Annotated in this window: 23 protein-coding genes; 17 read left to right on the top strand and 6 right to left on the bottom strand. The window is 66.5% G+C overall.

Annotation, left to right across the window (positions count from 1 at the left end):
• From LPZ50_RS07855 to LPZ50_RS07840, 4 genes are all read left to right on the top strand, one after another.
• On the top strand, nt 1–362 hold a 362-nt coding region (locus LPZ50_RS07855), incomplete at its 5' end, for an SPOR domain-containing protein (protein ID WP_230659530.1).
• Nucleotides 359–847: a CvpA family protein gene (locus LPZ50_RS07850; protein WP_230659528.1), complete on the top strand. Its 489-nt coding sequence runs from the start codon at nt 359–361 to the stop codon at nt 845–847. The genes LPZ50_RS07855 and LPZ50_RS07850, both read left to right, overlap by 4 nt.
• A 23-nt stretch (nt 848–870) precedes the next feature.
• The gene (purF, locus tag LPZ50_RS07845; protein ID WP_230659527.1) at nt 871–2,391 is read left to right on the top strand and encodes an amidophosphoribosyltransferase; all 1,521 of its coding nucleotides are present in this window, start codon (nt 871–873) and stop codon (nt 2,389–2,391) included.
• Between the two features lie 163 nt (nt 2,392–2,554).
• Nucleotides 2,555–3,025 carry a disulfide bond formation protein B gene (locus tag LPZ50_RS07840; protein ID WP_230659525.1) on the top strand — a complete coding sequence of 157 codons (471 nt, stop codon included), beginning with the start codon at nt 2,555–2,557 and terminating at the stop codon, nt 3,023–3,025.
• 18 nt (nt 3,026–3,043) lie between these two features.
• On the opposite strand, the gene LPZ50_RS07835 is transcribed toward LPZ50_RS07840, so the two are convergent.
• Both LPZ50_RS07835 and ugpQ read right to left on the bottom strand, forming a co-directional pair.
• Nucleotides 3,044–3,901, bottom strand: a complete 858-nt coding sequence (locus LPZ50_RS07835; RefSeq protein WP_230659523.1) for a 23S rRNA (adenine(2030)-N(6))-methyltransferase RlmJ — start codon at nt 3,899–3,901, stop codon at nt 3,044–3,046.
• A gap of 8 nt (nt 3,902–3,909) precedes the next feature.
• On the bottom strand, nt 3,910–4,650 hold the full coding sequence (gene ugpQ, locus LPZ50_RS07830) for a glycerophosphodiester phosphodiesterase (protein WP_230659521.1): 741 nt from the start codon (nt 4,648–4,650) through the stop codon (nt 3,910–3,912).
• A 260-nt stretch (nt 4,651–4,910) separates the two neighbouring features.
• On the opposite strand from ugpQ, the gene LPZ50_RS07825 reads away from it, so the two are divergent.
• Nucleotides 4,911–6,872, top strand: coding sequence for a SurA N-terminal domain-containing protein (locus LPZ50_RS07825; protein ID WP_230659519.1), 1,962 nt, complete (start codon nt 4,911–4,913; stop codon nt 6,870–6,872).
• Here the strand turns inward: LPZ50_RS07825 and LPZ50_RS07820 are convergent.
• A complete protein-coding gene (locus LPZ50_RS07820; RefSeq protein ID WP_230659517.1) occupies nt 6,869–7,525 on the bottom strand; it encodes an arylesterase in 657 nt (218 codons plus the stop codon). The genes LPZ50_RS07825 and LPZ50_RS07820 overlap by 4 nt on opposite strands.
• On the opposite strand from LPZ50_RS07820, the gene LPZ50_RS07815 reads away from it, so the two are divergent.
• Nucleotides 7,524–8,198 (top strand): ABC transporter ATP-binding protein, encoded by a 675-nt coding sequence (locus LPZ50_RS07815; RefSeq protein WP_230659515.1) that lies wholly within the window; start codon nt 7,524–7,526, stop codon nt 8,196–8,198. The two genes, LPZ50_RS07820 and LPZ50_RS07815, sit on opposite strands and share 2 nt — an antisense overlap.
• Nucleotides 8,199–8,204: 6 nt before the next feature.
• Here the strand turns inward: LPZ50_RS07815 and LPZ50_RS07810 are convergent, their stop codons facing one another.
• A complete protein-coding gene (locus LPZ50_RS07810; RefSeq protein ID WP_230659513.1) occupies nt 8,205–8,846 on the bottom strand; it encodes a cysteine hydrolase family protein in 642 nt (213 codons plus the stop codon).
• 97 nt (nt 8,847–8,943) lie between these two features.
• Here LPZ50_RS07810 and LPZ50_RS07805 point away from each other — a divergent pair, with 97 nt between their 5' ends.
• Entirely contained in the window at nt 8,944–9,933 is a 990-nt protein-coding gene (locus tag LPZ50_RS07805; protein WP_230659511.1) for a GlxA family transcriptional regulator, read from the top strand.
• Nucleotides 9,934–9,942: 9 nt separating this feature from the next.
• On the opposite strand, the gene LPZ50_RS07800 is transcribed toward LPZ50_RS07805, so the two are convergent.
• Nucleotides 9,943–10,908 (bottom strand): DMT family transporter, encoded by a 966-nt coding sequence (locus LPZ50_RS07800; protein ID WP_230659509.1) that lies wholly within the window; start codon nt 10,906–10,908, stop codon nt 9,943–9,945.
• Between the two features lie 85 nt (nt 10,909–10,993).
• Here LPZ50_RS07800 and LPZ50_RS07795 point away from each other — a divergent pair, with 85 nt between their 5' ends.
• The 4 genes from LPZ50_RS07795 to LPZ50_RS07780 all read left to right on the top strand — a co-directional run bounded on the left by LPZ50_RS07795 (nt 10,994) and on the right by LPZ50_RS07780 (nt 14,865).
• Nucleotides 10,994–11,905: a LysR family transcriptional regulator gene (locus LPZ50_RS07795; RefSeq protein ID WP_230659534.1), complete on the top strand. Its 912-nt coding sequence runs from the start codon at nt 10,994–10,996 to the stop codon at nt 11,903–11,905.
• Nucleotides 11,906–11,997: 92 nt separating this feature from the next.
• Nucleotides 11,998–12,804, top strand: a complete 807-nt coding sequence (locus LPZ50_RS07790; RefSeq protein ID WP_230659507.1) for a putative hydro-lyase — start codon at nt 11,998–12,000, stop codon at nt 12,802–12,804.
• A 32-nt stretch (nt 12,805–12,836) separates the two neighbouring features.
• Nucleotides 12,837–13,883, top strand: coding sequence for a TRAP transporter substrate-binding protein (locus LPZ50_RS07785; RefSeq protein WP_419195579.1), 1,047 nt, complete (start codon nt 12,837–12,839; stop codon nt 13,881–13,883).
• 70 nt (nt 13,884–13,953) lie between these two features.
• Nucleotides 13,954–14,865, top strand: a complete 912-nt coding sequence (locus LPZ50_RS07780; protein ID WP_230659503.1) for a LysR family transcriptional regulator — start codon at nt 13,954–13,956, stop codon at nt 14,863–14,865.
• Between the two features lie 18 nt (nt 14,866–14,883).
• Here the strand turns inward: LPZ50_RS07780 and LPZ50_RS07775 are convergent, their stop codons facing one another.
• Nucleotides 14,884–15,660 carry an AraC family transcriptional regulator gene (locus LPZ50_RS07775; protein WP_230659532.1) on the bottom strand — a complete coding sequence of 259 codons (777 nt, stop codon included), beginning with the start codon at nt 15,658–15,660 and terminating at the stop codon, nt 14,884–14,886.
• Between the two features lie 209 nt (nt 15,661–15,869).
• Here LPZ50_RS07775 and LPZ50_RS07770 point away from each other — a divergent pair, with 209 nt between their 5' ends.
• From LPZ50_RS07770 to LPZ50_RS07745, 6 genes are all read left to right on the top strand, one after another.
• Nucleotides 15,870–16,280, top strand: a complete 411-nt coding sequence (locus LPZ50_RS07770) for a hypothetical protein (RefSeq protein ID WP_230659501.1) — start codon at nt 15,870–15,872, stop codon at nt 16,278–16,280.
• Between the two features lie 342 nt (nt 16,281–16,622).
• A complete protein-coding gene (locus LPZ50_RS07765; RefSeq protein WP_230659498.1) occupies nt 16,623–17,669 on the top strand; it encodes a TRAP transporter substrate-binding protein in 1,047 nt (348 codons plus the stop codon).
• A gap of 91 nt (nt 17,670–17,760) precedes the next feature.
• Nucleotides 17,761–18,381, top strand: a complete 621-nt coding sequence (locus LPZ50_RS07760) for a TRAP transporter small permease subunit (protein WP_230659496.1) — start codon at nt 17,761–17,763, stop codon at nt 18,379–18,381.
• Nucleotides 18,378–19,661, top strand: a complete 1,284-nt coding sequence (locus LPZ50_RS07755) for a TRAP transporter large permease (protein ID WP_230659494.1) — start codon at nt 18,378–18,380, stop codon at nt 19,659–19,661. The genes LPZ50_RS07760 and LPZ50_RS07755 overlap by 4 nt, the downstream gene beginning before the upstream one ends.
• 41 nt (nt 19,662–19,702) lie before the next feature.
• Nucleotides 19,703–20,386: a DUF2848 domain-containing protein gene (locus LPZ50_RS07750; protein ID WP_230659492.1), complete on the top strand. Its 684-nt coding sequence runs from the start codon at nt 19,703–19,705 to the stop codon at nt 20,384–20,386.
• A gap of 63 nt (nt 20,387–20,449) precedes the next feature.
• Nucleotides 20,450–21,796, top strand: a complete 1,347-nt coding sequence (locus tag LPZ50_RS07745) for an amidase (RefSeq protein ID WP_230659490.1) — start codon at nt 20,450–20,452, stop codon at nt 21,794–21,796.
• Nucleotides 21,797–21,937 lie beyond the last annotated feature (141 nt).

The following is a 21,937-nucleotide window of genomic DNA, read 5'->3' as shown; positions in this document are numbered from 1 at the left end:
CGCCGCCTGCCAAGCCGGCCGAGCCGCCCAAGCCGCCCCGCGACGACGATGGCGCGCGGGCGATGGCCCTGCTGGAAGGGCGCGGGGCCGACACAACGTCTCAGGCCAAGCCGAAGCCGGCGGCCAAGGGCAACTTCGTGCTGCAAATCGCGTCATACAGCAGCCAGGCCGACGCACAGTCGCGGCGTACCAAGCTGCACCAGGCGGGCGTTACCAACGCGTTCGTTGAACAGGCTTCCGTGAGCGGCAAGCAGCAATACCGCTTGCGCGTGGGGCCGTTCCCGTCGCGCGACGCCGCCCAGGCGGCCCAGGCGCGCTTGCGTACGCTGGGCTACGACAACGGCTTCATCGCCAGCCAGTGACCGGCTTCGACTTCGTCGTCATCGCGATTCTGGCGGTGTCGGGCCTGCTGGGGCTGGTGCGCGGCCTGCTGAAAGAAATTCTGTCGCTGATGGCATTCGTGCTGGCATTCATTGCCGCGATCTGGTGGGGCCCCACGGTATATGGCTGGCTGGAAGCCTATATCGAGACCGCGATGCTGCGCATGGGCGTGGCTTATGCGGCGGTGTTCATTCTGGTGCTGCTGGCGGTGGGCCTGGTCAACATGACACTGGCGGCCCTGATTCGCACCACGGGGCTGTCGCCGGCCGATCATGGCCTGGGCGCCATGTTCGGCCTGGCGCGCGGGCTGCTGTTCATCCTGGTGCTGGTGGCGCTGGGCGGCTACACGCCGTTGCCGCAAGAGCCCTGGTGGCAGGACGCAATGTTCTCGCATTCGGCCACCGAGGCCGTAAAGCATATCAAGTTGTGGCTGCCCCCGTCGTTGGCGACGTGGGTGCCATACTAAGTTTCGTTTAATGGGAAATCACCATGTGTGGAATCATCGGCGTCATCGGGCGCGGGCCGGTCAACCAGCTGCTCTATGACAGCCTGCTGCTGCTGCAGCATCGCGGCCAGGACGCGGCCGGTATTGCCACCGTGCAGGGCAGCCACTTCAATATGTTCAAGGCCCACGGCCTGGTGCGCGATGTGTTCCGCACTCGCAACATGCGTTCCCTGCCCGGCACCAGCGGCATCGGCCACGTGCGCTATCCCACGGCGGGTTCGAGTTCCAGCGAAGAAGAGGCCCAGCCGTTCTATGTGAATGCTCCCTTCGGCATCACCTTCGCCCACAACGGCAACCTGACCAATTGGCGCGAACTGCGCGAATCGCTTTACCGCATCGACCGCCGCCACATCAATACCAATTCCGATTCCGAGGTGCTGCTGAACGTGCTGGCGCACGAGCTGCAATCGGCCGCCAATGGCGTTTCGCTGGACGACGATACGATTTTCCGCGCCGTATCGGCCGTGCACAAACGGGTGCGTGGCGCCTATGCCGTGGTGGCGCAGATTTCCGGGTATGGGCTGCTGGCCTTCCGCGATCCGCACGGCATCCGCCCCTTGTGCCTGGGCCGCCAGGAAACCGACGAAGGGGTGGAATGGATGGTGGCGTCGGAATCGGTGGCGCTGGAAGGCAGCGGGTTTGCCTTCGTGCGCGACGTCGAGCCCGGCGAGGCCGTGTTCGTCGACCTGGACGGCCGCATGGTCAGCCGCCAGTGCGCCGAGAACCCGCAATTGGTGCCCTGCATTTTCGAATACGTGTATTTCGCCCGCCCCGATTCGCTGATCAACGGCGTATCGGTGTACGACGCGCGCCTGCGCATGGGGGAATACCTGGCCGACAAGGTGGCGCGCAACATGCGCCTGGGCGACATCGACGTGGTCATGCCCATTCCCGATTCGTCGCGCCCCGCCGCCATGCAACTGGCGGCCCGCCTGAACCTGGACTACCGCGAAGGCCTGATCAAGAACCGCTATGTGGGGCGCACGTTCATCATGCCGGGCCAGGCGGTGCGCCGTAAATCGGTACGCCAGAAGCTCAACGCCATCGGCCGCGAATTCGAAGGCAAGAACGTGCTGCTGGTGGACGATTCCATCGTGCGCGGCACCACCAGCCGCGAAATCGTCGACATGGCCCGTGCCGCCGGCGCCAACAAGGTGTACTTTGCCTCGGCGGCGCCTCCGGTGCGCTATCCCAATGTGTATGGCATTGACATGCCCACGCAAAGCGAACTCATCGCCACCGGCCGGACCGACCAGGAAATCGCCCAGACCATCGGCGCCGACGCCCTGATCTACCAAGACCTGCAGGACATGCAGCAAGCCGTGACCGATATCAACCCGGCGCTGCAGCGCTTCGAGGCATCCTGCTTCGACGGCCAGTACATTACGGGCGACATTACCGCCGAATACCTGGAACGCCTGGGCCAGTCCCGCAGCGATGCCAGTGACGACGAGTCCTCCGGCGGCTTGCGGTTCAATATGGGTTACGTTTCCAACGACGCATGATGTGAGAGTCCACCCCCGAAGCGCTACGCGCTTCCCCCTCAAGGGGGCGACGCTGGCGGACCGGCAAAGCCGGCTCCGCGGCGTCCCCACTCAGAAGTCCGCAGTGTTATTTCGGGCGTGCCACGCGTGACCTGGTTCGTCAGTCTTTCATCCAGCCTGCCACATGACTACATCCCCCCAGCGTTTGCTGCTGCTGATTGCCTTGTTCTGCTTCGCCGCTGTCGGCGTGGCTCTGGTTTCGCAGCATGTCTTCGACATGCCGCCGTGCGCCTGGTGCGTATTTCAGCGGCTCATTTACCTGGTCATTGGCGTGGTGGCCCTGGCGGGGGCGCTCGCGGGCGCTATTGCGCGCGCCTGCGCGGCGCTGTGTGCATTGCTGGCGTTGGGCGGCATCGCCGCCGCCTGGTATCAGTACGATGTGGCGGCGCAGATGTTCTCGTGCGACCAGACTTTCGCCGACCGCTTCATGAGCGCGTCCGGGCTGGATGGCGCGATGCCCTGGCTGTTCGGCATTTTCGCCACCTGCATGGACGCCAGCGTCGAGGTGCTGGGCGTGGAATACGCCCTGTGGAGCCTGATGCTGTTCGCCGTGGTGGCCATTGCCGCGCTGCGCGCGCTGCTGCCGCGGCGCTGACGGCACGGCCGGTTGGGCTCAGGCGGCCCGGTGCTGCAGCGTGTAGGTGGCGCGGTCATCCTGCGCCAGCAGCTTCGCCAGTACCGGCATGCTTTCCTGCAAGGCTGCGTGCAACGTCCAGGGCGGGTTCACCATGAACATGCCGCTGCCATGCAGGCCGAACCCGTCGCTTGCCGGTTTTTTCACCGTCAGCGACACATGCAGCCAGTTTTTCATGGGCAGGTTTTCCAGGTGGCGCGCCAGTTCGGTGGCCTCGCGGCGCTGCACCAGCGGGTACCACACCGCGTATGTGCCCGTGGCGAAGCGCTTCAGGCCTTCTTTCACCGCATTCAGGGCGCGCTTGTAATCCTGTTTGTCTTCATAAGACGGGTCGATCAGCACCAGGCCGCGGCGCGGCGGCGGGGGCAGCAGCGCCTTCATGCCCTCGAAACCGTCGGTGGCGTAGATCGTGGTCTGGCGCAGAGAGGTCTTGTCCATCTGCTCCAGGTTGCCCACCAGCACGTCGGATTCGGTGGGGTGCATCTCGAACAGGCGCAGGCGGTCGCGGTCGCGCAGCGCGTCCAGCGCCAGCCAGGGCGACCCCGGGTAGTGGCGCAGGCGGCCATTGGGGTTGTAGCGGCGCACGCTGGCGACATAGTCGGCCAGCAGCGACGGCAGGTCATCGCGCTGCCACAGGCGGCCGATACCATCCGCGGATTCGGCATTCTTGGCCGCCCAGTCGCTGTCAAGCGCATACAGCCCGGCCCCGGCATGGGTGTCTATCACCCAGTAAGGGGTGTCTTTGCGGTTCAGGTAGTCCAGCGTATGGACCAGCAGGGCGTGCTTGAGCACATCGGCGTGGTTGCCGGCATGGAAGGCGTGTCGGTAACTAAACAAGGTGAGTCCTAGGCGGGCGGGCTGATGGCGCCCAGCTCGTCGGTGAAAATGGCATCCAGGCCCCAGGATAACAACAACCGCGCGCGCGCCGGATCGTTGACTGTCCAGGCGGCGATGCGGTAGCCGCAGGCTTGCACGGCGCCGATCAGTTCACGGCTGGCGTCGCGGTGGTTGATGTTGAGGGCCACGCAGTCCAGGCGGGCCAGCCGCTCGCGCCAGTCAGCCGGCACCTGTTCCACCAGAAGCGCACGCGGCAATTCCGGGGCGGCCTGCCGCGCGGCGTCCAGCGCAGCTTCGGAAAACGAGGACAGCAGGGGGGCCGGCAACCGGCCCTGCCACCACTGGCGCGCGGCCAGGGCGACAGCGGCGCCGGTTTCGCTTTCCTGGCCCGGGTTGGGCTTGATTTCCACGTTGCAGGCAATGCTGTTGGCGATGGCGTAGCGCGCCACCGCCTGGAAACTGGGTACGGGCTCGCCGGTGTACAGGGGCGAATGCCAGCCGCCCGCGTCCAGCAGGGCCAGGTCCGCGTAGGTGGACGCGGCCGCCGGCCCCTGGCCGCTGGTGGTGCGGTCCAGCGTGTCGTCGTGCAGCAGGAAGGGCACCTTGTCGTGGCTGAGCTTGACGTCGAACTCGACCATGCGGAACCCGTGCTGGGCGCCCACACGCATGGCGGCCAGGGTGTTCTCGGGGGCCAGCCGGCCTCCGCCGCGGTGGGCAATATGCGTGGGGTAGGGCCAGGAGGAGGGCATCTGGGAAAATGTCGCGGGTTTCCGGGGCGAAGGATGCAAGGATACTCCTTTGCCGCGCCGCCTTCCGGGTGCGCCGCGCACCCCTGCCAGCCCCCCCGGCGCGGACTGCATCGCAGGGGGCGAAGGTGGTAAACTCCGGCGGCTGACCGGGTTCGATTCCGGCACCTGGCAAGGGCGAATCGGTTCGCCTTTTTTTATGCGTTACTTTGCGGCGCGGCGTCCATGTTCGTCGGGCGCGCCAACCGGCAAACAGGGATTCCATGTTCGAACTATTACGCAATCACCGTCGCTGGATGCAGTTCATTCTGCTGATCCTGATCGTGCCTTCGTTCTTCCTGGTGGGTATCCAGGGCTACGACAGTTTCATCAGCCGCGAGCCGGAACTGGCCACCGTGGCGGGGCAACCCATTACGCGCGGCGAGTTCGACATGGCCCACCGCAACCAGCTCGAGCAGTTCCGCCAGCGCCTGGGCACCCAGTTCGATCCCGCGCTGATCGACACGCCGGCCATGCGCGAACAGTTGTTGAACCAGATTATCGACCAGCGCCTGCTGGCGCAGGTGGCCGCCGACAATCGTTTTTCGGTGTCCGACGGCACGCTGCGCAATACCATTGCCGCCATTCCCCAGGTGCAGGACAACGGCCGTTTTTCGCCCGAGCGCTATCGCCAGGTGCTGGCCGCGCAGGGCATGACGCCCACCTCGTTCGAGGCCGGCATGCGCCGCGACCTGGCGGTGGGCCGCGTGCTGGACCCGGTAACCCAGTCGGCCGCGGTGCCGGCCGCCGTCACGGCCTCGGTGGAATCAGCCCTGACCCAGCAGCGCACCGTGCAACTGCGCCGCTTCAACGCCGCCGATTTCCGCGGGCAGGTATCGGTATCGCCCGACGATATCAAGGCCTGGTACGACGCCAACAAGCAGCAACTGCTGGTGCCCGAGCAGGTCAGCGCGCAGTACCTGGTGCTGAACGAAGAAGCCGCCACGCAGGGCATCGAGGTCAAAGAAGCAGACATCGCCAGCTACTACGAACAGAACAAGGGCCGGTTCGGCCAGCCCGAGCGCCGCCGCGCCAGCCACATCATGATCGAAGTGCCGGCGGGCGCGTCCGACGACGTGCGCGAGCAGGCCCGTTCCAAGGCCGAGGCGCTGGCCAAGCAGGCCCAGGCGGAACCCGCCAAGTTCGCCGAGCTGGCGCGCGCCAATTCGCAGGACGCCGGTTCGGCCGACAAGGGCGGCGACCTGGGCTGGCTGGCGCCGGGCATGCTGTCGGGCCCGCTTGAAAAGGCCATTTTCAGCCAGTCCAAAGACCAGGTCTCGGGCGTGGTCGAAAGCCCGTCCGGCCTGCACATCGTCAAGGTCACCGAATTGCAGCCGGCTGCCGTCAAGCCGCTGGAAGCCGTGCGCGCCGAGATCACCGCCGAGATCCGCAAGCAGATTGCCGCCACGCGCTTCTCGGAAATGGCCACCAAGCTGACCGAAACTGTCTACGACCAGCGCGACAGCCTGCAACCCGCAGCCGATGCGCTGGGCCTGAAGCTGCGCAGCGCCTCCGGCATTACGCGTGAAGGCCTGCTTCCGGCTGAACAGGCGGGCGCCGACGCGGCCGTGGCCGGCCCGGATGCCGCGCTGCTCGACAACCCGCGCGTGCGCCAGGCCCTGTTCGCGCCCGAAGTGCTGCGCGACAAACAGAATTCCGGCGTCATCGAACTTACGCCGGACACGATGCTGGCCGTGCGCGTGGCGCAAGTGCAGCCCGAACACGTGCCGCCGCTGGAAAAAGTCAGCGATTCGATCCGTGCGCGCCTGCTGGACGAACGTGCCGCCGAAGCCGCCGGCAAGGCCGCCCGGCAAGCGCTGGAAGGCTGGAAGGCCGATCCGGCCAGCTTGCCCGAAGGTTTCGGCGCATCTACCACGGTATCGCGCCAGCAGCCGCAGCAACTGGCGCAATCGGTACTCGAGGCCGCCATGAGGTTGCCCGTCGACCCCTTGCCCGCCTATGCGGTCGCGGCAGACGGCAACGACCAGGTTGTCATCCGCCTGGACAAGGTCGAGCCCGGCACGGCCGACGACTCGGCCCGCGACATGCTGGCACGCCAGCTGAGCGGGGCCTGGGGCCAGGCCGAAGACGCCGCCGTGCTGAAGATGCTGCGTCAGCAATACGAGGTGAAGATCCTGCCCGCCGCGGCAGAAGTGCTGCAGGCGCAAGACCAGGCCGCCGGTTAATTGCTTTTCAACATGGGCCGAAGTTCGGCCCATACGTTTTCCAGCAGGGCGGGTTGCGCCTGTTCATTTGGGTGGATGCCATCGGCCTGGAACATGGCCCGGTCGGTGGCCATCCCCTCCATCAGGAATGGCACCAGCTCGGCCTGCTCGGCCTTGGCCACTGCCGGGAATACCGCGGCAAAGCGCTGCGCATAATCGCGGCCGTAGTTCGGCGGAATCTGCATTCCCAGTATCAGCACCTGGGCGCCGGCCTGGCGCGAACGCTGGGCCATATCGCGCAGGTTTTTCTCGGTCATTTGCAGCGACAGGCCCCGCAGGGCGTCGTTCGACCCCAGTTCAAGCACCACGATGGCCGGCTGGTGGCGCTGCAGCAGCGCCGGCAGGCGCGCCACGCCGCCGCTGGTGGTGTCGCCGCTGATGCTGGCATTGACGACCTGGTAGTTGGGGTATTGTTCCGACATCCGCTTGGCCAGCAAGGGCACCCAGCCTGTGCCGCGCGCAATGCCGTACTCGGCGGCCAGGCTGTCGCCCAAGACCAATAGCGTGCTGGGGGCGGAACCTGCGGCCGGGGCGGCGGTCTGAGCGTGGACGGCCGGCGCGGCGAGGGCGGCGGTTATCGTGGCTGCAACAAACATACGGAAGAATAAGCGCATGGATAGCAAGGTCTCGATCGAAGTTTCTGGGCTGGGCAAGCAGGTGTCCGATGCCGGCGGCACCTTGTCGATACTCGATGGTATCGACTTTTCGGTTGCAGCAGGCAGCGCCGTGGCCATTACCGGCAGTTCCGGTTCGGGCAAGTCCACGCTTCTGGGACTGATGGCGGGCCTGGATGTTCCCTCTTCGGGCACGGTGCGGCTGGCCGGCCAAGACCTGTTCACGCTGGACGAAGACGGGCGCGCCCAGGTGCGGGCGCGCCATGTGGGTTTCGTGTTCCAGTCGTTTCAACTGCTGCCGAACCTTACCGCGCTGGAAAACGTCATGCTGCCGCTGGAACTGGCCGGGCAACCCGCCCGCGACGCCGCCCAGGCCATGCTACGGCGGGTGGGCCTGGGCGAGCGGCTGCACCACTATCCGCGCACGCTTTCGGGGGGCGAGCAGCAGCGCGTATCGCTGGCGCGCGCCTTTGTAGTGCAGCCCGATCTACTTTTCGCCGACGAGCCCACCGGAAGCCTGGACGCGGCCACCGGCGCCACCGTCATCGACCTGATGTTCGACCTGCACCGCGAGCACGGCACCACCCTGGTGCTGGTGACTCACGATCCTGAACTGGCCGCGCGCTGCGGGCGCCAGGTGGTGCTGGCCGCCGGCCGCATGGCGGCCGGATAGCGCGGCCTATGCGGCCCGCCGGGCCAGTTCCAGGGCCCGCTGGTTAGAGGCGTAGATGTTGTCGCGCGCCGGCATGGGGGCGCCGTTCAGGCCCGCGATCCACGCGTCGGTGGACATCACCGCCGCGAAGCGACTTTGCATTACCACGGTCAGGACGCGATGGATTTCTTCCGCGGTGGCCTGGCCGGCGCTGTTGGCGTAGGGCACCGATCCGGTGGCGTCGCCCAGCAGTTCCACGTTCAGGCCGGCATGTACGGCGTGCTTGACAGTGGAATCGTCGCAGTTGTGTGTCATGTAACCCACCACGGCGATGGTATTGATGCCGCGTTCGGCCAGCCAGGCTTCCAGGCCGGTGTTGGCGAAGGCGCTGGGCATGCCCTTCACTACCCAGTGCGCATGCGGGCGCGCGGCCACGCTGGCGTGCACGTCCGCCCCTGGCGAACCCTGGGTGAACAGGGGCGAGTGCGGCGGTTCGATGTCCTGCACGATGACGACGGGCACGCCGGCCGCGTGCGCGGCGTCCATGGCGCGGCCGATATTGGCCAGGGACACCTGGGGGTCTGGATACTCGATGCGCAGTTTGCCGTCGAAGTATTCGTTCTGCACATCGACGACGATCAGGGCGCGGCGGGCGGTGTTCTGGTCCATGGGAAGGCTCCTGTTGCGGGATGGGGTGGCGCCATTATTTCCGCGTGGGACCATACTCAATAGTGGCCTGAATGACAATATTCGATAAAATCGGGCCATGCCACACACTGTCCCGGCCCAGCCTCCCGCGCAGCCCGCCACGATCGTCGCCGTGGTGGCGTTCGACCAGATCAGCGCTTTCCACCTGACGGTGCCCTGCGCGGTGTTCGAAACCCGCGAGGCGCCCGGTTTGCCGTTGTTCGATTTGCGTGTCTGCGCGGCCGAGCCCGGGCCGCTGCGCACCAGCGCCGGGTTTTCCGTGCAGGCCGGGCATACCCTGGGTGCCTTGGCCGAGGCGGACATCGTGGTGGTGCCCAGTTGGCGCGATACCGGCGAGCCGGCGCCGCCGGCCCTGGTGCAGGCCTTGCGTCAGGCGCATGCCCGCGGCGCGCTGGTGGTGGGTTTGTGCCTGGGCGCGTTCGTGCTGGCCGAGGCCGGCCTGCTGGACGGCCTGCGCGCCAGCACGCACTGGATGTGGGCCGACGACTTCTCGGCGCGCTACCCCGCGGTGCAACTGGATCGCGAGGTGCTTTATGTGGATGCGGGCAACGTGGTCACCTCGGCCGGCACCGCCGCCGGCCTGGACTGCTGCCTGCATGTGCTGCGCCGCCGCTGGGGAGCCGAAGCCGCCAATGCCGTAGCGCGCCGCCTGGTGGTACCGCCGCATCGGCAGGGCGGCCAGGCGCAGTACATCGAACAGCCCGTGCCGGCATCCCTGGGTGCCGATCGCCTGTCGGAGGTGCTGGCCTGGGTGGCGGCCCGCCTGGATCACCCGCACGACCTGGACACCCTGGCGGCCCGCGCCGCCATGAGCCGGCGGACATTTACCCGGCATTTCCGCCAGGCCACTGGCGGCACGGTGGGGCAATGGCTGCTGGCGCAGCGGCTGGCCCTGGCGCAGCGCCTGCTGGAAACCAGTGACGCGCCGGTCGAGACGATTGCCGGGCAGGCCGGATTCGGCACGCCGCTGTCATTGCGGCAGCACTTTCGCCGTACGTTCAAGGTATCGCCATCGGCTTACCGGCGCGAGTTCCGGCAGTCGGCGTGATGTGCCTCGCTAGGCGCTGATTTTCAAGGCTTGCAGGCGGCTGCGCCGCCATTCGAGCAGGCCGATCACGATGCCGCTGGCGCAGATGATGGCGATTCCCAGCCAGGTCAGGGCGTCGGGGAAGTGCCCCCACGCCAGCCAGCCCACCGCGGTGGCGCTGACGATTTGCAGATAGACGAACGGCGCCAGTGTCGAGGCGGCGGCATTGCGGTACGCGCCAATTTGCAGCAGGTGCCCCAGTGCCCCGGAAATGCCGGTGGACAGCAACAGCAGCCAGTTGCCGGGGCTGAGCTGGGCCAGGATGGGCAGGGCGGGCGGCAGTGTCATGGGCAGCGCAAGGGTCAGGCACACGGTGCCCACGGCGCCGCTCCAGATCAGCGAGGTGTACGGGTCGTCGCCCGCCACGCGGCGCGTGGCGATGAACTGGGCCGCGAAGCAGCAGGCGGTGAGCAGGCCGAAGAAAACGCCCAGCGGATGCAGGCCGCCGCCGGGCCGGATGATGATGAGCACGCCGCCGAATGCCACGGCCGCGGCCACCCAACGTGACAGGCGCGGCGGTTCTTTCAGTATCCAGGGGGCCAGGGCCAGCACGATGAGCGGCGCCAGGAAATTGATAGCCGTGGCTTCCGCCTGCGGCATGTAGCTCAGCGCCGTGAAGAACGACAGCGTGGCGCACAGCATCGAGCCGCCGCGCAGCAATTGTTCGCGCGGGCGGGTGCTGCGCAGGACGCCCAGGCCGCGCGCGGGCAGCACCAGGCCCAGTACCAGCACCAGGTGCAGCGCATAGCGTACCCAGCACAATACCAGCAGCGGCACGCCGGCCGCCATGACCCATTTGCCGGCCGCATCCAGGCAGGACAGTATCCACGCCGATAGAATCAACAGCACAATGCCCAGCACCGGCCGTGCCGAGGGCGGGCGGGGAAGCGACGGCGGCAAAACGCGGGGGGCAGGCCCGGTGGCGGCCTGGGGCATGCTGTCTCCTTGGAAGGCGCGGGCCCGCTGGCGCGGGCGCGGCGGCACACATGATACGCTGATCGCCGCCATACGGAACCGGGTAATGATAGACCTGCGCAACATCGAGACCTTTTTCTGGGCTTCCACGCTGGGCGGTTTTCGCGCGGCGGCCGAGAAGCTCAACACCACCCAGCCCACCATTTCGCAACGCATCGCCGCGTTGGAAAGCGCGCTGGGCGTGCGGCTGTTCGAACGCGACGCGCGCGGCGTCACACTGACGCCCAAGGGCCGCGAACTGCTGCCGCATGCCGAACGCATGCTGCATGTTCGGCAAGACCTGATCGAAGTCGCCAGGGCGCAAGATGTGATGATGGGAACCATACGCATCGGCGTATCCGAGACCATCGTCCATACCTGGCTGTACGCGCTCATCGAACATATGCATGCCGCGCACCCGGCGCTGATGTTCGAGATCGAGGTCGACACCAGCCATGCGCTGCGCGCGCAATTGCTGTCGCACCAACTGGACCTGGCGTTCCTGATGGGGCCGGTGCAGGAAGCCAACGTCGAGAACCTGCCCTTGTGCCAATACCCGCTGGCCTGGGTGGCCAGCCCGCGCCTGAAGCTGGGGCCCGAGCCGGTGCCGCTGGCGCGGGTGGCGGCGTATCCCATCATTACCCATGCCTCCAGCACCTGGCCATACCGGTTGGTGCGCGAACTGCTGGTGCAGGCCGGCGTGGTCGCGCCGCGCATGTACGGCAGCGGATCGCTGAACACGATTGTCCGCATGGTGCGCGACGGTATCGGGGCCTGCGTCATTGCGCCCATCGTGATATCGCGGGAACTCGACAGCGGCGAATTGCGCGAACTGCGGGTGCAGGCCGAATTGCCCGACCTGGCGTTCACGGCTAGCTGGCTGCAGGGCGCCGACGGCCGCCTGCGCGCCACGGTGGCCGAACTGGCGCGCGACTTTGCGCAGGCGCACAGCGATGCCCTGCGCGGCAAGGCCCGATAAGCAAAACGGATCACCCCGCATCGAAACATACGATTGGACGGCCGGCGGCTCCTTGCGGTGCAATGCCTGGACACATCCACAAGGGGAAAAACATGCTGCAAGACAGCGTCCAGGATCTTGCGCCGCAACGCGGCCGTGCCGTGCGCATGGATGCACGCAACGGGCGGCTTGCCTCGCCCACGGCCGGGCTGGCCGCGGGCAATGTGCAAGCCAACCTGGCCATACTGCCCGCCGCGCTGGCCGCCGATTTTCTGCTGTTCTGCCAACGAAACCCCAAGGCCTGCCCGTTGCTGGCCATGTCCGGGCCGGGCGACCCGGCCCTGCCCGAACTGGGGCATGACATCGACATTCGCACCGACCTGCCGCGTTACCGCGTGTGGAGGCATGGCGAGCTGGCGCAGGAACCCACCGACGTGCGGGATGTCTGGCGCGACGATCTGGTGTCGTTCCTGATAGGTTGTTCATTTTCTTTCGAAGAGGCCCTGCTCGCCGAAGGCATAGAGGTGCGCCATATCGCGTGCCAGTCGAATGCCCCGATGTGGCGCTGCAGTATCCCGACCCGCGCCGCAGGGCCGTTCTCGGGCCCGCTGGTGGTGTCGATGCGGCCATTCGCGCCCGCCGATGCCATCCGCGCAATCCAGATCACGTCGCGATTTCCTTCGGTGCATGGCGCGCCCGTGCATATCGGCGATCCATCCCTGATCGGCATCCAGGACCTGCAGCGGCCTGACTACGGTGATGCCGTGCCCGTGCGCGCCGGCGAGATCCCGGTTTTCTGGGCTTGCGGCGTGACGCCGCAATCGGTGATTGCGACGGCGCGCCCGGACCTTTGCATTACGCATGCCCCGGGCCACATGCTGGTTACCGACCTGCTCAACAGCCGCCTGGCCGTGCTGTAGCCCGCCCGATTACTACAAGGAATTCAGCCATGATGAAAGCGATTGCCCTGGGGGCGCTGGCCTCTGTGTTTGTTTGCGCCGCGCCCGTGCGCGCGCAGGAACTGCCCAGGACCGAACTGCAGGTGGTGGGCGGTTTCAGCAACCTGAGCGCCTACCAGGAATACGAACAGCCGTTCTGGACCAAGACCGTGCCGCAGCTCTCCAAGGGCCAGGTCACCGCGCGGATCAAGGGGCTGAACGAAATGGGCCTGAAGGGCCCCGAACTGTTGCGGCTGCTGGGGCAGGGCGTGATCCAGTTCGGCACGGCGCCGTTGTCCTACTTCGCCGCCGACAACCCCATCAACGAGGCCGTGGACCTGGCCGGCATTTCGCCCGATGTAAAGACCGCGCGCGCCGTGACGCGGGCCTTCGAGCCGGTTTACGCCAAGCACTATAGCCAGTTGGGCAACGTCAAGCTGCTGGGCGTGTCGACGTATCCCGCTCAGGTGCTGTTCTGCAATGCCGAGATCAAGAGCCTGGCCGATATCAAGGGCAAGAAAGTGCGCACGGCCGGCCGCACGCAATCCGAATTCGTGCAGGCGCTGGGCGGCAGCAGCGTGACCATGGCATTCGGGGAAGTGGTACCCGCCTTGCAGAACAAGGTGGTGGATTGCGCCATCACCGGGTCGCTGTCGGGCTATTCGGCCAAATGGTATGAGGTCTCTACCCATCTATACGCCTTGCCCATCAGCTGGAGCCAGGTATTGCACGCCGTGAACCGGAAGGTGTGGGACGGCTTCGACCCGGCGCTGCAGTCGTTCCTGCAAGAAAACATGGAAACCATGATCAACGGCATCTGGGATGCGGCGGCGCGCCAGACCCAGGAAGGCTACGACTGCAATAGCGGCGCCGCGGCCTGCCCGCATGACGTCAAGGGCAACATGACCCTGGTGCAGCCCACTCAGGCTGACCGCGACCTGCTGCGCAAGATCACGGTAGAGACGACACTGCCCAAGTGGGCGGCGCGCTGCTCCGGGCAATGCGTGGCCGACTTCAATGCCACCATTGGGCAGGTCATAGGGCTTAGCGCGGCCAAATAGCCGGCGGCGCCGGCGCATGCTGCCGTCTGGCGCAGAGCGTGCTACGCTCAGCGCCAGACGGCAGCGCATCATGATCGATCTACGAAACATCGAAACGTTCTTCTGGGTGTCGACGCTGGGCAGCTTCCGCGCCGCATCCGAGAAACTCAACACGACCCAGCCGGCCGTGTCGCAACGCATCGCCTCGCTCGAACGCGACCTGGGCGTGCGCCTGTTCGAGCGCGATGCGCGCGGCGTGACGCTGACGGGCAAAGGGCAGGAACTGTTGTCGCACGCCGAACGCATGCTGCAGCTGCGGCGCGACATGCTGCAGGCCGCGCGCGAGCAGAATGTCATGCGCGGGCCCATGCGCATCGGCGTGGCCGAGACCATCGTGCAGACCTGGCTGCCCTCGCTCATCGAACACGTGCATGCGGCATATCCGGCCCTGGTGCTGCAGATCGAGGTCGACACCACGCAGGTGCTGCGCAGCCAGCTGGCGTCGCGGCAAATCGACCTGGCTTTCCTGATGGGGCCCATTCTCGAGGCCCGTTTCGAAAACCTGCCGCTATGCGCGTATCCGCTGGCATGGGTGGCCAGCCCGCGCCTGGCGCTGGGGCCCGAGCCCCTGACCCTGCAACACATCAGCACGCTGCCGCTGATCACCTATCCATCCAGCAGCCGCCCGTACCAGTTGGTGCGCGACATGCTGGTGCGCGCGGGGGTACAGGCGCCGCGCATGTACGGCAGCGCCTCGCTGTCGATGGTGGTGCGCATGACTCTGGACTGCATCGGCACCAGCGTCATCGCGCCGGTGTTCCTGGACAAGGAACTGGCCAGCGGCGAACTGCGGTTGCTGGACGTGCAGGCCGACCCCTTGCCAGACCTGGCGTTTACCGCCACCTGGGTGCAGGGGCCCGACAGCCACGCCGCGCGGGCCATTGCCCAACTGGCGCAGCAAGCCGCCGCCGGCAAGCTGCGGCCCTTGTCGGCCGGCGTGTAGCGCGGTGCGCCTGGCGCTTCAAGCGCGGGCGAAGTACTGGCTGGGCGTCACGCCGTACATATTGCGAAAGCTGCCGATGAACGCGCTGGTGCTTTCGTAGCCCACGGTCAGCGCTACATTGGTTACCGGCTGCCCGCTGGCCAGCAGTTCCAGCGCGCGCAGCAGGCGGGCCTGCTGCCGCCAGCGCCCCAGCGTGATGCCGGTTTCATCGCGAAAGCGCCGCATCAAGGTGCGCGACGACATATTCAGCCGTTGCGCCCAGGCATCGATGCCGCGCGGGTCGTCGGGCTGGTCGAGCAAGGCCGTGGCCAGTTCCCGCAGGCGGTCATCGCGCGGCATGGGCAAGGGCAGGGGGGCTTCGTCGCCCAGTTGCAGCTCCGCGATCAACAGCTCGAACAGGCGGTTGGTATGGGCATGCTCGAGTGTGTCGGGAGGCAGATCGGCAAGGCGGTTCAGCAAGGCGTCGATCAACGGGGTGGACGCCCAGACGCGAGATTGCGCCGGCAGGCGGTTGCAGCCATCCGTGCGTATGTACATGAACAGCCCGCGCGCATTGCCGAACCACATGGCCTCATGCAGCACGCCCGGCGGAATCCAGCCGATGCGGCCCGGCGTCATGCTCAACGCCACGCCTTCGCTGTGTATCAGGGTGGTGCCCTGCAGCACCATCAGCAGCATGCCCTGTTCGTGGCGGTGCGGTGGAACGGAAATTCCCCGGTTCCGACGCGTCTCTTCCACGCAGAACGCGGTCAGCAAGCGGGACGGGTCTACCGTCAAAGGCCCTTGCTTCAACATGGGTTGGCGGGTTTGAGGCATAGGTTGACGAAATCCCGTTAGTCGCTGTTAGTGCTGATGTATATCATTCTCATCAATCGACACTGGCAATAGCCGCGCTGCAAGCAGGGACGGCCGCGGCGCTCCGCATCGGCCCGCGCAGGGCGTCTGCGCAGCGGGGCAAGCCGCGGGCCGCCGCGATGCCAGTGCCCCGTTCTCAGGAGTTGCGAATGAACCCGGATGTATACGCCTTGCATGACCTGACCCAGTTTCCCGTGGTGCTGACGCGCCGTCCCCTGGCGCGCCAGGACACCGCGCATACCTGGACGCGCGAAATGGAGTGGCTGGCCGCAAGCCCGGGTCCTTTCGTGCTGATCGGCACGGATTTAAACGTGGACATGGCGCCGGCCGAGCGCCGCGAGGTCGTGGCGTGGCAGGCCGCCAACATGCAGCGACTGAGGCAGCGCTGCGCGGGCTTTATCTCGGTGGTGCCCGACCCGCGCGCATACGGCCTGCCGTTCTTCGCGGTGCCGACCCTGGCGCAGGCGCGCGACAAGGCGCGTGAACTGCTGCTGGGCTTTCCGGGGGGGTACGGACACGCTGCCGCGTGGGTGGAAGCGGACCGGCTGGCCGAGGCGTGATGCCGGCCGGGCAGGCCTAGGGGTTTCCCTGATGAGTCCGTGCAAACCCGCATGCGGAATCGGCCTGGAATGTCGCATCCGGATTCTGGCGCGAAACGCGCAAAGCCGCGCCGATACTGCGTTTCCCAGGCACGGGCAGTGCTTGGGCGCCGAGCCTTAAAAAAAATTTATACCTCGGCATCTGATCTTACGATTGGACAGGACTTGCCCGGGCCGGTGGAATGCGCGGCATGAGGGGGCTGCGTGCACCGTCCGGTGGGCGGGCAGCCTTGCCATCGCAGCGCGCCAGCGGGTAACGGGACCCGGCGCGCGATCCAACCCCGCCTGCAAGGAGAAGTTCCCATGAAGAAGCCGTTGATGCTTGCGGCCGCTGCCGCCACGCTGCTGGCCGCCGCCGCGCATGCGCAGGATTTGCCCAAGACCCAGCTGAAAGTGGTGGGCGGCCTGAGCAACCTGACCGCCTATAACGACTACGAAAAGCCGTTCTGGACCAAGACCGTGCCCGAGCTCTCCAACGGCCAGGTCACGGCGACCATCAAGGGCTTCAACGAAATGGGTCTCAAGGGCCCCGAACTGCTGCGCCTGATGTCGCAGGGCGTGATTGAATTCGGCACGGCCACGCTGTCCTACTTTGCCAGCGACAATCCCATCAACGAGGCCATCGATCTGGCCGGCCTGGCGCCGGATGTGAAAACCGCGCGCGCCGTGACCAATGCCTTCGAGCCGGTGTACGCCAAGCTGTATGGCGAGGGCGCCAACGTCAAGCTGCTGGGCATTTCCACTTATCCGGCCCAGGTGCTGTTCTGCAACGCCGAGATCAAGAGCCTGGCCGACATCAAGGGCAAGAAGGTGCGCACCAGCAGCCGCACCACGGCCGAGTTCGTGGAAGCCCTGGGCGGCTCCAGCGTCACCATGGCTTTCGGCGAAGTGGTGCCCGCGCTGCAGAACAAGGTAGTGGATTGCGCCATCACCGGTTCGCTGTCGGGTTATTCGGCGAAGTGGTACGAAGTTTCCACCCACCTGTATGCGCTGCCCATCAACTGGAACCAGCAGATCCACGCGGTCAACCAGAAAGCCTGGGACAAGCTGGATCCGAAGGTGCGCACGTTCCTGCAGACCAATGTCGACAAGCTGGTCGACGATATCTGGGACGCCGCCGCCCGCCAGACGCAGGAAGGCTATGACTGCAATACCGGCGCGCCGGCATGCCCGTATCCGGCCAAGGGCAAGATGGTGCTGGTGCAGCCCACCGATGCCGACCGCGAGCTGCTGAAGAAAGTGCTGAACGACGCCGTGCTGCCGAAGTGGGCGGCCCGTTGCTCGGAACAGTGCGTCAAGGATTTCAACGCGACCATCGGCAAGGAACTGGGCCTGGTCGCCAAGAAGTAACTGACTGCATTTGACACAGCGGCCCGCGCGGCGCCTTGGTTTTTTCCAGGTGCGTCCCGCGGGCGGCGCATGGCCGCGGAGGCAAGTACCCATGACCCGACCTGAACATTTCCGGACTCTGGGCGCGCTGTTGCGCTGCGCCGAGTCTTTTTCGCGCGTGGCCGTCTGGGTGGGCGGCGCGCTGACCCTGGCCAGCGTGCTGCTCATCTCGTTCGATGTGCTGGCGCGCAAGTTCTGGGGCTTCACCACCGGCGGCGCAGACGAGTTGTCCAGCTACGCTTTCGCCATCAGTACGTCGTGGGCGCTGGCATTCGCCACGCTGCAGCGCGCCAATGTGCGCGTCGATGTGTTGTACCAATACCTGCCCGTGCGCCTTTCCGCCGTGCTGGACTGGCTGTCGCTGGTGGCGTTGGGGGTTTTCATGGTTTACCTGACCTACTACGCGATGGATATGGCGCAGACTTCCTGGACGGGCAATTCGGCCGCCAATACGCCGCTGGCCACGCCGCTATGGATTCCGCAGGGCCTGTGGGTGCTGGGCCTGGCCTGGATGTGCATCACGGTGGCGCTGATGCTGGTGCGCGCTTCGCTGGCGCTGGTCACCGGCGACATCGATCTGGTGAAGGAAATCTGCGGCGTGCGCACGGCGAAGGAAGAGGCTGAAGAAGAGGCCGCCGCCGGCGAGCGCATGGTCAAGGGAGGTGCGGCATGATCGCTACCGCCCTGACCCTGCTGCTGGTGTTGATCGGCATTTCCATTCCCGTGGGCGCGGCCCTGGGGGTGTTGGGCCTGATCCTGGACCCGCTGTATTCCATGCTGCCGCTGACGCGTGCCATCGGCGAAATGTCCTGGAGCGCCAACAACGAATTCCTGCTGGTGGCGATTCCGCTGTTCATCATGTTGGGCGAAGTGCTGCTGCGTTCCGGCTTTGCCGAACGCATGTACAGCGCCATGAGCCTGTGGCTGTCGTGGCTGCCGGGCGGCCTGATGCACGCCAACATCGGCGCGTCCACGCTATTTTCCGCCACCTCGGGTTCCAGCGTGGCCACCGCCGCCACGGTGGGCACGGTGGCCATTCCGCAGATAAAAAAGTACGGCTACAACGAATCGCTATTCCTGGGCAGCCTGGCCGCCGGCGGCACGCTGGGTATCTTGATCCCGCCATCCATCAACCTGGTCATCTACGGTGTGCTGACCAATTCGTCGGTGCCCAAGCTGTACCTGGCGGGCATTCTGCCGGGTTTCGGCCTGGCCGCCCTGTTCATGCTGACAGTGGCCCTGGCCTGCGTCTTCAAGCCGCAATGGGGCGGGCACAAGATCCATGCAAGCTGGGGGCAGCGCCTGGCCGCGCTGGTGCACCTGGCGCCGCCGCTGGGCATTTTCTTCCTGGTGGTGGGGTCGATCTACGCGGGGCTGGCCACGCCCACCGAGGCGGCCGCCCTGGGGGTGCTGGGCGCCCTGGTCCTGGCGGCCTGCTTCGGCAAGCTGACCTGGACCATGCTGCGTGACGCCATCGAAGGCACCATGCGCTCTACGGCCATGATCATGCTGATCGTGATCGCGGCCAGTTTCCTGAATTTCGTCATGTCGGCCACCGGCCTGACCGACGCGCTGACCCAGTCCATTACCGGACTGGGCCTGTCGCCGGGCTGGATGCTGCTGATCCTGGTGCTGTTCTATCTGGTGCTGGGGTGCTTCATGGAAACGCTGTCCATGATGATCACCACCATTCCCATCGTGGCGCCCATCATGATCGCGCTGGGCTATGACCCGATCTGGCTGGGCATCGTCATCATCATCCTGGTCGAAGCCGCGCTGATTACACCGCCCGTGGGCCTGAACCTGTTCGTGGTGCAAAGCCTGCGCAAGAGCGGCAGCATGGGCGCGGTCATCGTGGGCAGCCTGCCGTTCGTGCTGGCCATGTTCGTCATGCTGGCGCTGCTGGCTTTCATCCCGGACCTGGCGCTGTGGCTGCCGCGCGTGTTCAGCTGATGCGCCGCTGTTTCTTTTACTGAGTTCACGCAGGAATCATCATGAAAGCTGTATTTCAAATCGAGTCGGACAGCGCTCCGCAAACGCTGGAAACCGATATCCGCAACCTGGTCGTGGCCGGCTGGGCCGGGCGCGACCGGGCTGCCATCGAGCACCATATCGAAGAACTGGCCGCCATCGGCGTGCCGCGCCCCAGCAGCGTGCCGCTGTACTACCGCATCGCCGATAACCAGTTGACCCAGGCCGCGCGCATCCAGGCGGTGGGCGATGCCTCGTCGGGTGAAGTCGAGACCTTCGTGTTCTCGGTTGGCGGCGAGCTGTACGTCAGCATCGCGTCGGACCACACCGACCGCAAGCTGGAGTCCCACAGCGTGGCCTTGTCCAAGCAGGTATGCGCCAAGCCCGTGGGCACTGCGGCCTGGAGGTTCGCGGACGTGGCGGATTATTGGGACGAACTGGTGATCCGTTCCTTCATCGTGGAAAATGGCGCCGAAGTGCTGTACCAGGAAGGAACCCTGGCGTCGCTGCGCACGCCCGGCGAACTGATTGCCGGCTACACGCAGGATGCGCCGCTGCCGGATGGCACGGGCATGACGTGCGGGACGGTGGGCGCCATCGGCGGCATCCGTCCTTCCACCACCTTCATCATGGAACTGCACGACCCGCGCCGCCAGCGCACGCTGCGCCACCGCTATGATGTCGAGGTCCTGCCCGAGGTGGCCTGAACCCTGCGGGGCCAGGCCCTTCATGCCCAGCTTTGCACGCCGCCGCCGCGGCACGAGGACTCCATGCTTGCCACATTGAACGATACCGCCGCCGCCTTGCAACAGGGCCGCAGCACCGCATTGGAACTGGCCGAGGCCGCGCTGGCGCGCGCCACCGACCCGGCCGGCGAGGGACAACGCGTTTTCACGCGCCTGTACGCCGACCAGGCTCGCGCGGCCGCCCGGGCTTCCGACACCTTGCGCGCCGCGGGCCTTGCACGCTCACCCATCGACGGGCTGCCCATTTCCATTAAAGACCTGTTCGACGTGGCGGGTGAAACCACGCTGGCCGGCTCGGTGGCCCGCCAGGGCGAACCCGCGGCCGACGAGCATGCGGTGGTGGTGCAGCGCCTGCTCGCGGCGGGCGCGGTCATCGTGGGCCGCACCAATATGGTGGAATTCGCGTATTCGGGCCTGGGCGTGAACCCGCATTACGGTACGCCGCTGAACGCCTGGGACCGTGCCAGCGGCCGCATTCCCGGGGGGTCGTCCTCGGGCGCCGGGGTGTCGGTGACCGACGGCATGGCACTGGGCGCAATCGGTTCCGACACAGGCGGTTCGGTCCGCATCCCGGCGGCCTTGTGCGGCCTGGCGGGTTTCAAGCCCAGCGCCTGGCGCGTGTCCATGGCGGGCGTGCTGCCGCTGTCGTCCAGCCTGGATTCCATTGGCCCGCTGGCGGCCAGCGTGCGCTGCTGCGCCACCCTGGACGCCATCCTGGCCGGCGACGAGGTTGCCGAGTGGCAGCCGGCCATGCTGCGCGGCCTGCGCCTGGCCGTGCCCACCACGCTGGCGCTGGACGGCATGGACGCGCATGTGGCCGCGACGTTTGCCCAAGCCCTCGCGCGCCTGTCCGAAGCCGGTGCGCTCATCGAAGAAATCGAGGTGCCCGAATTCGCGCAGCTGGCCGCCATCAATTCCACGGGCGGTTTCACCGCATCGGAAGCCTGGGCCTGGCACCGCGATCTGATCGCCCGCGCGGGCGACCGCTACGACCCCCGCGTGGTGTCGCGTATCCGCCGCGGCCAGGAAATGTCGGCCGCCGACTACCTGGACCTGCTCGACGCCCGCGAAGCCTGGGTGGCGGCGGTGGAACACCGCATCCAGGGCTACGATGCCATGCTGCTGCCTACCGTGCCCGTGGTGGCGCCCACAGTGGCCGAGGTCACGGCCAGCGACGACGCCTACTATGCCGCCAATGGCCTGATCCTGCGCAACCCCACCTTGATCAACTTCCTGGATGGCTGCGCCGTATCGGTGCCTTGCCACGCGGCAGGCAGCGCGCCAGTCGGCCTGATGCTGGCAGGGGCGAACAGTGCCGATCGCCGCATCTTGTCCATTGGCATGGCGGTCGAGGACTTGCTGCGCGGCTGATACGTTTGCCGCCGGCCCGGCGCGCCCGGGTCGATACCCACACCGGCGCGCGCCGCGCCGCAGGATGGTTTTATGACACATGCTTCATCCGCCGGGGCCGCGTACCGCGCGCGCCTGGATGCCCGCGCCGGCCGCCTGGCC

This window comes from Bordetella petrii, from assembly GCF_020991325.1.
GTDB lineage: Bacteria > Pseudomonadota > Gammaproteobacteria > Burkholderiales > Burkholderiaceae_B > Bordetella_A > Bordetella_A petrii_E.
The sequence above is the reverse complement of the archived record's forward strand: the minus strand, read 5'-3'. Positions and strand labels throughout refer to the sequence as shown.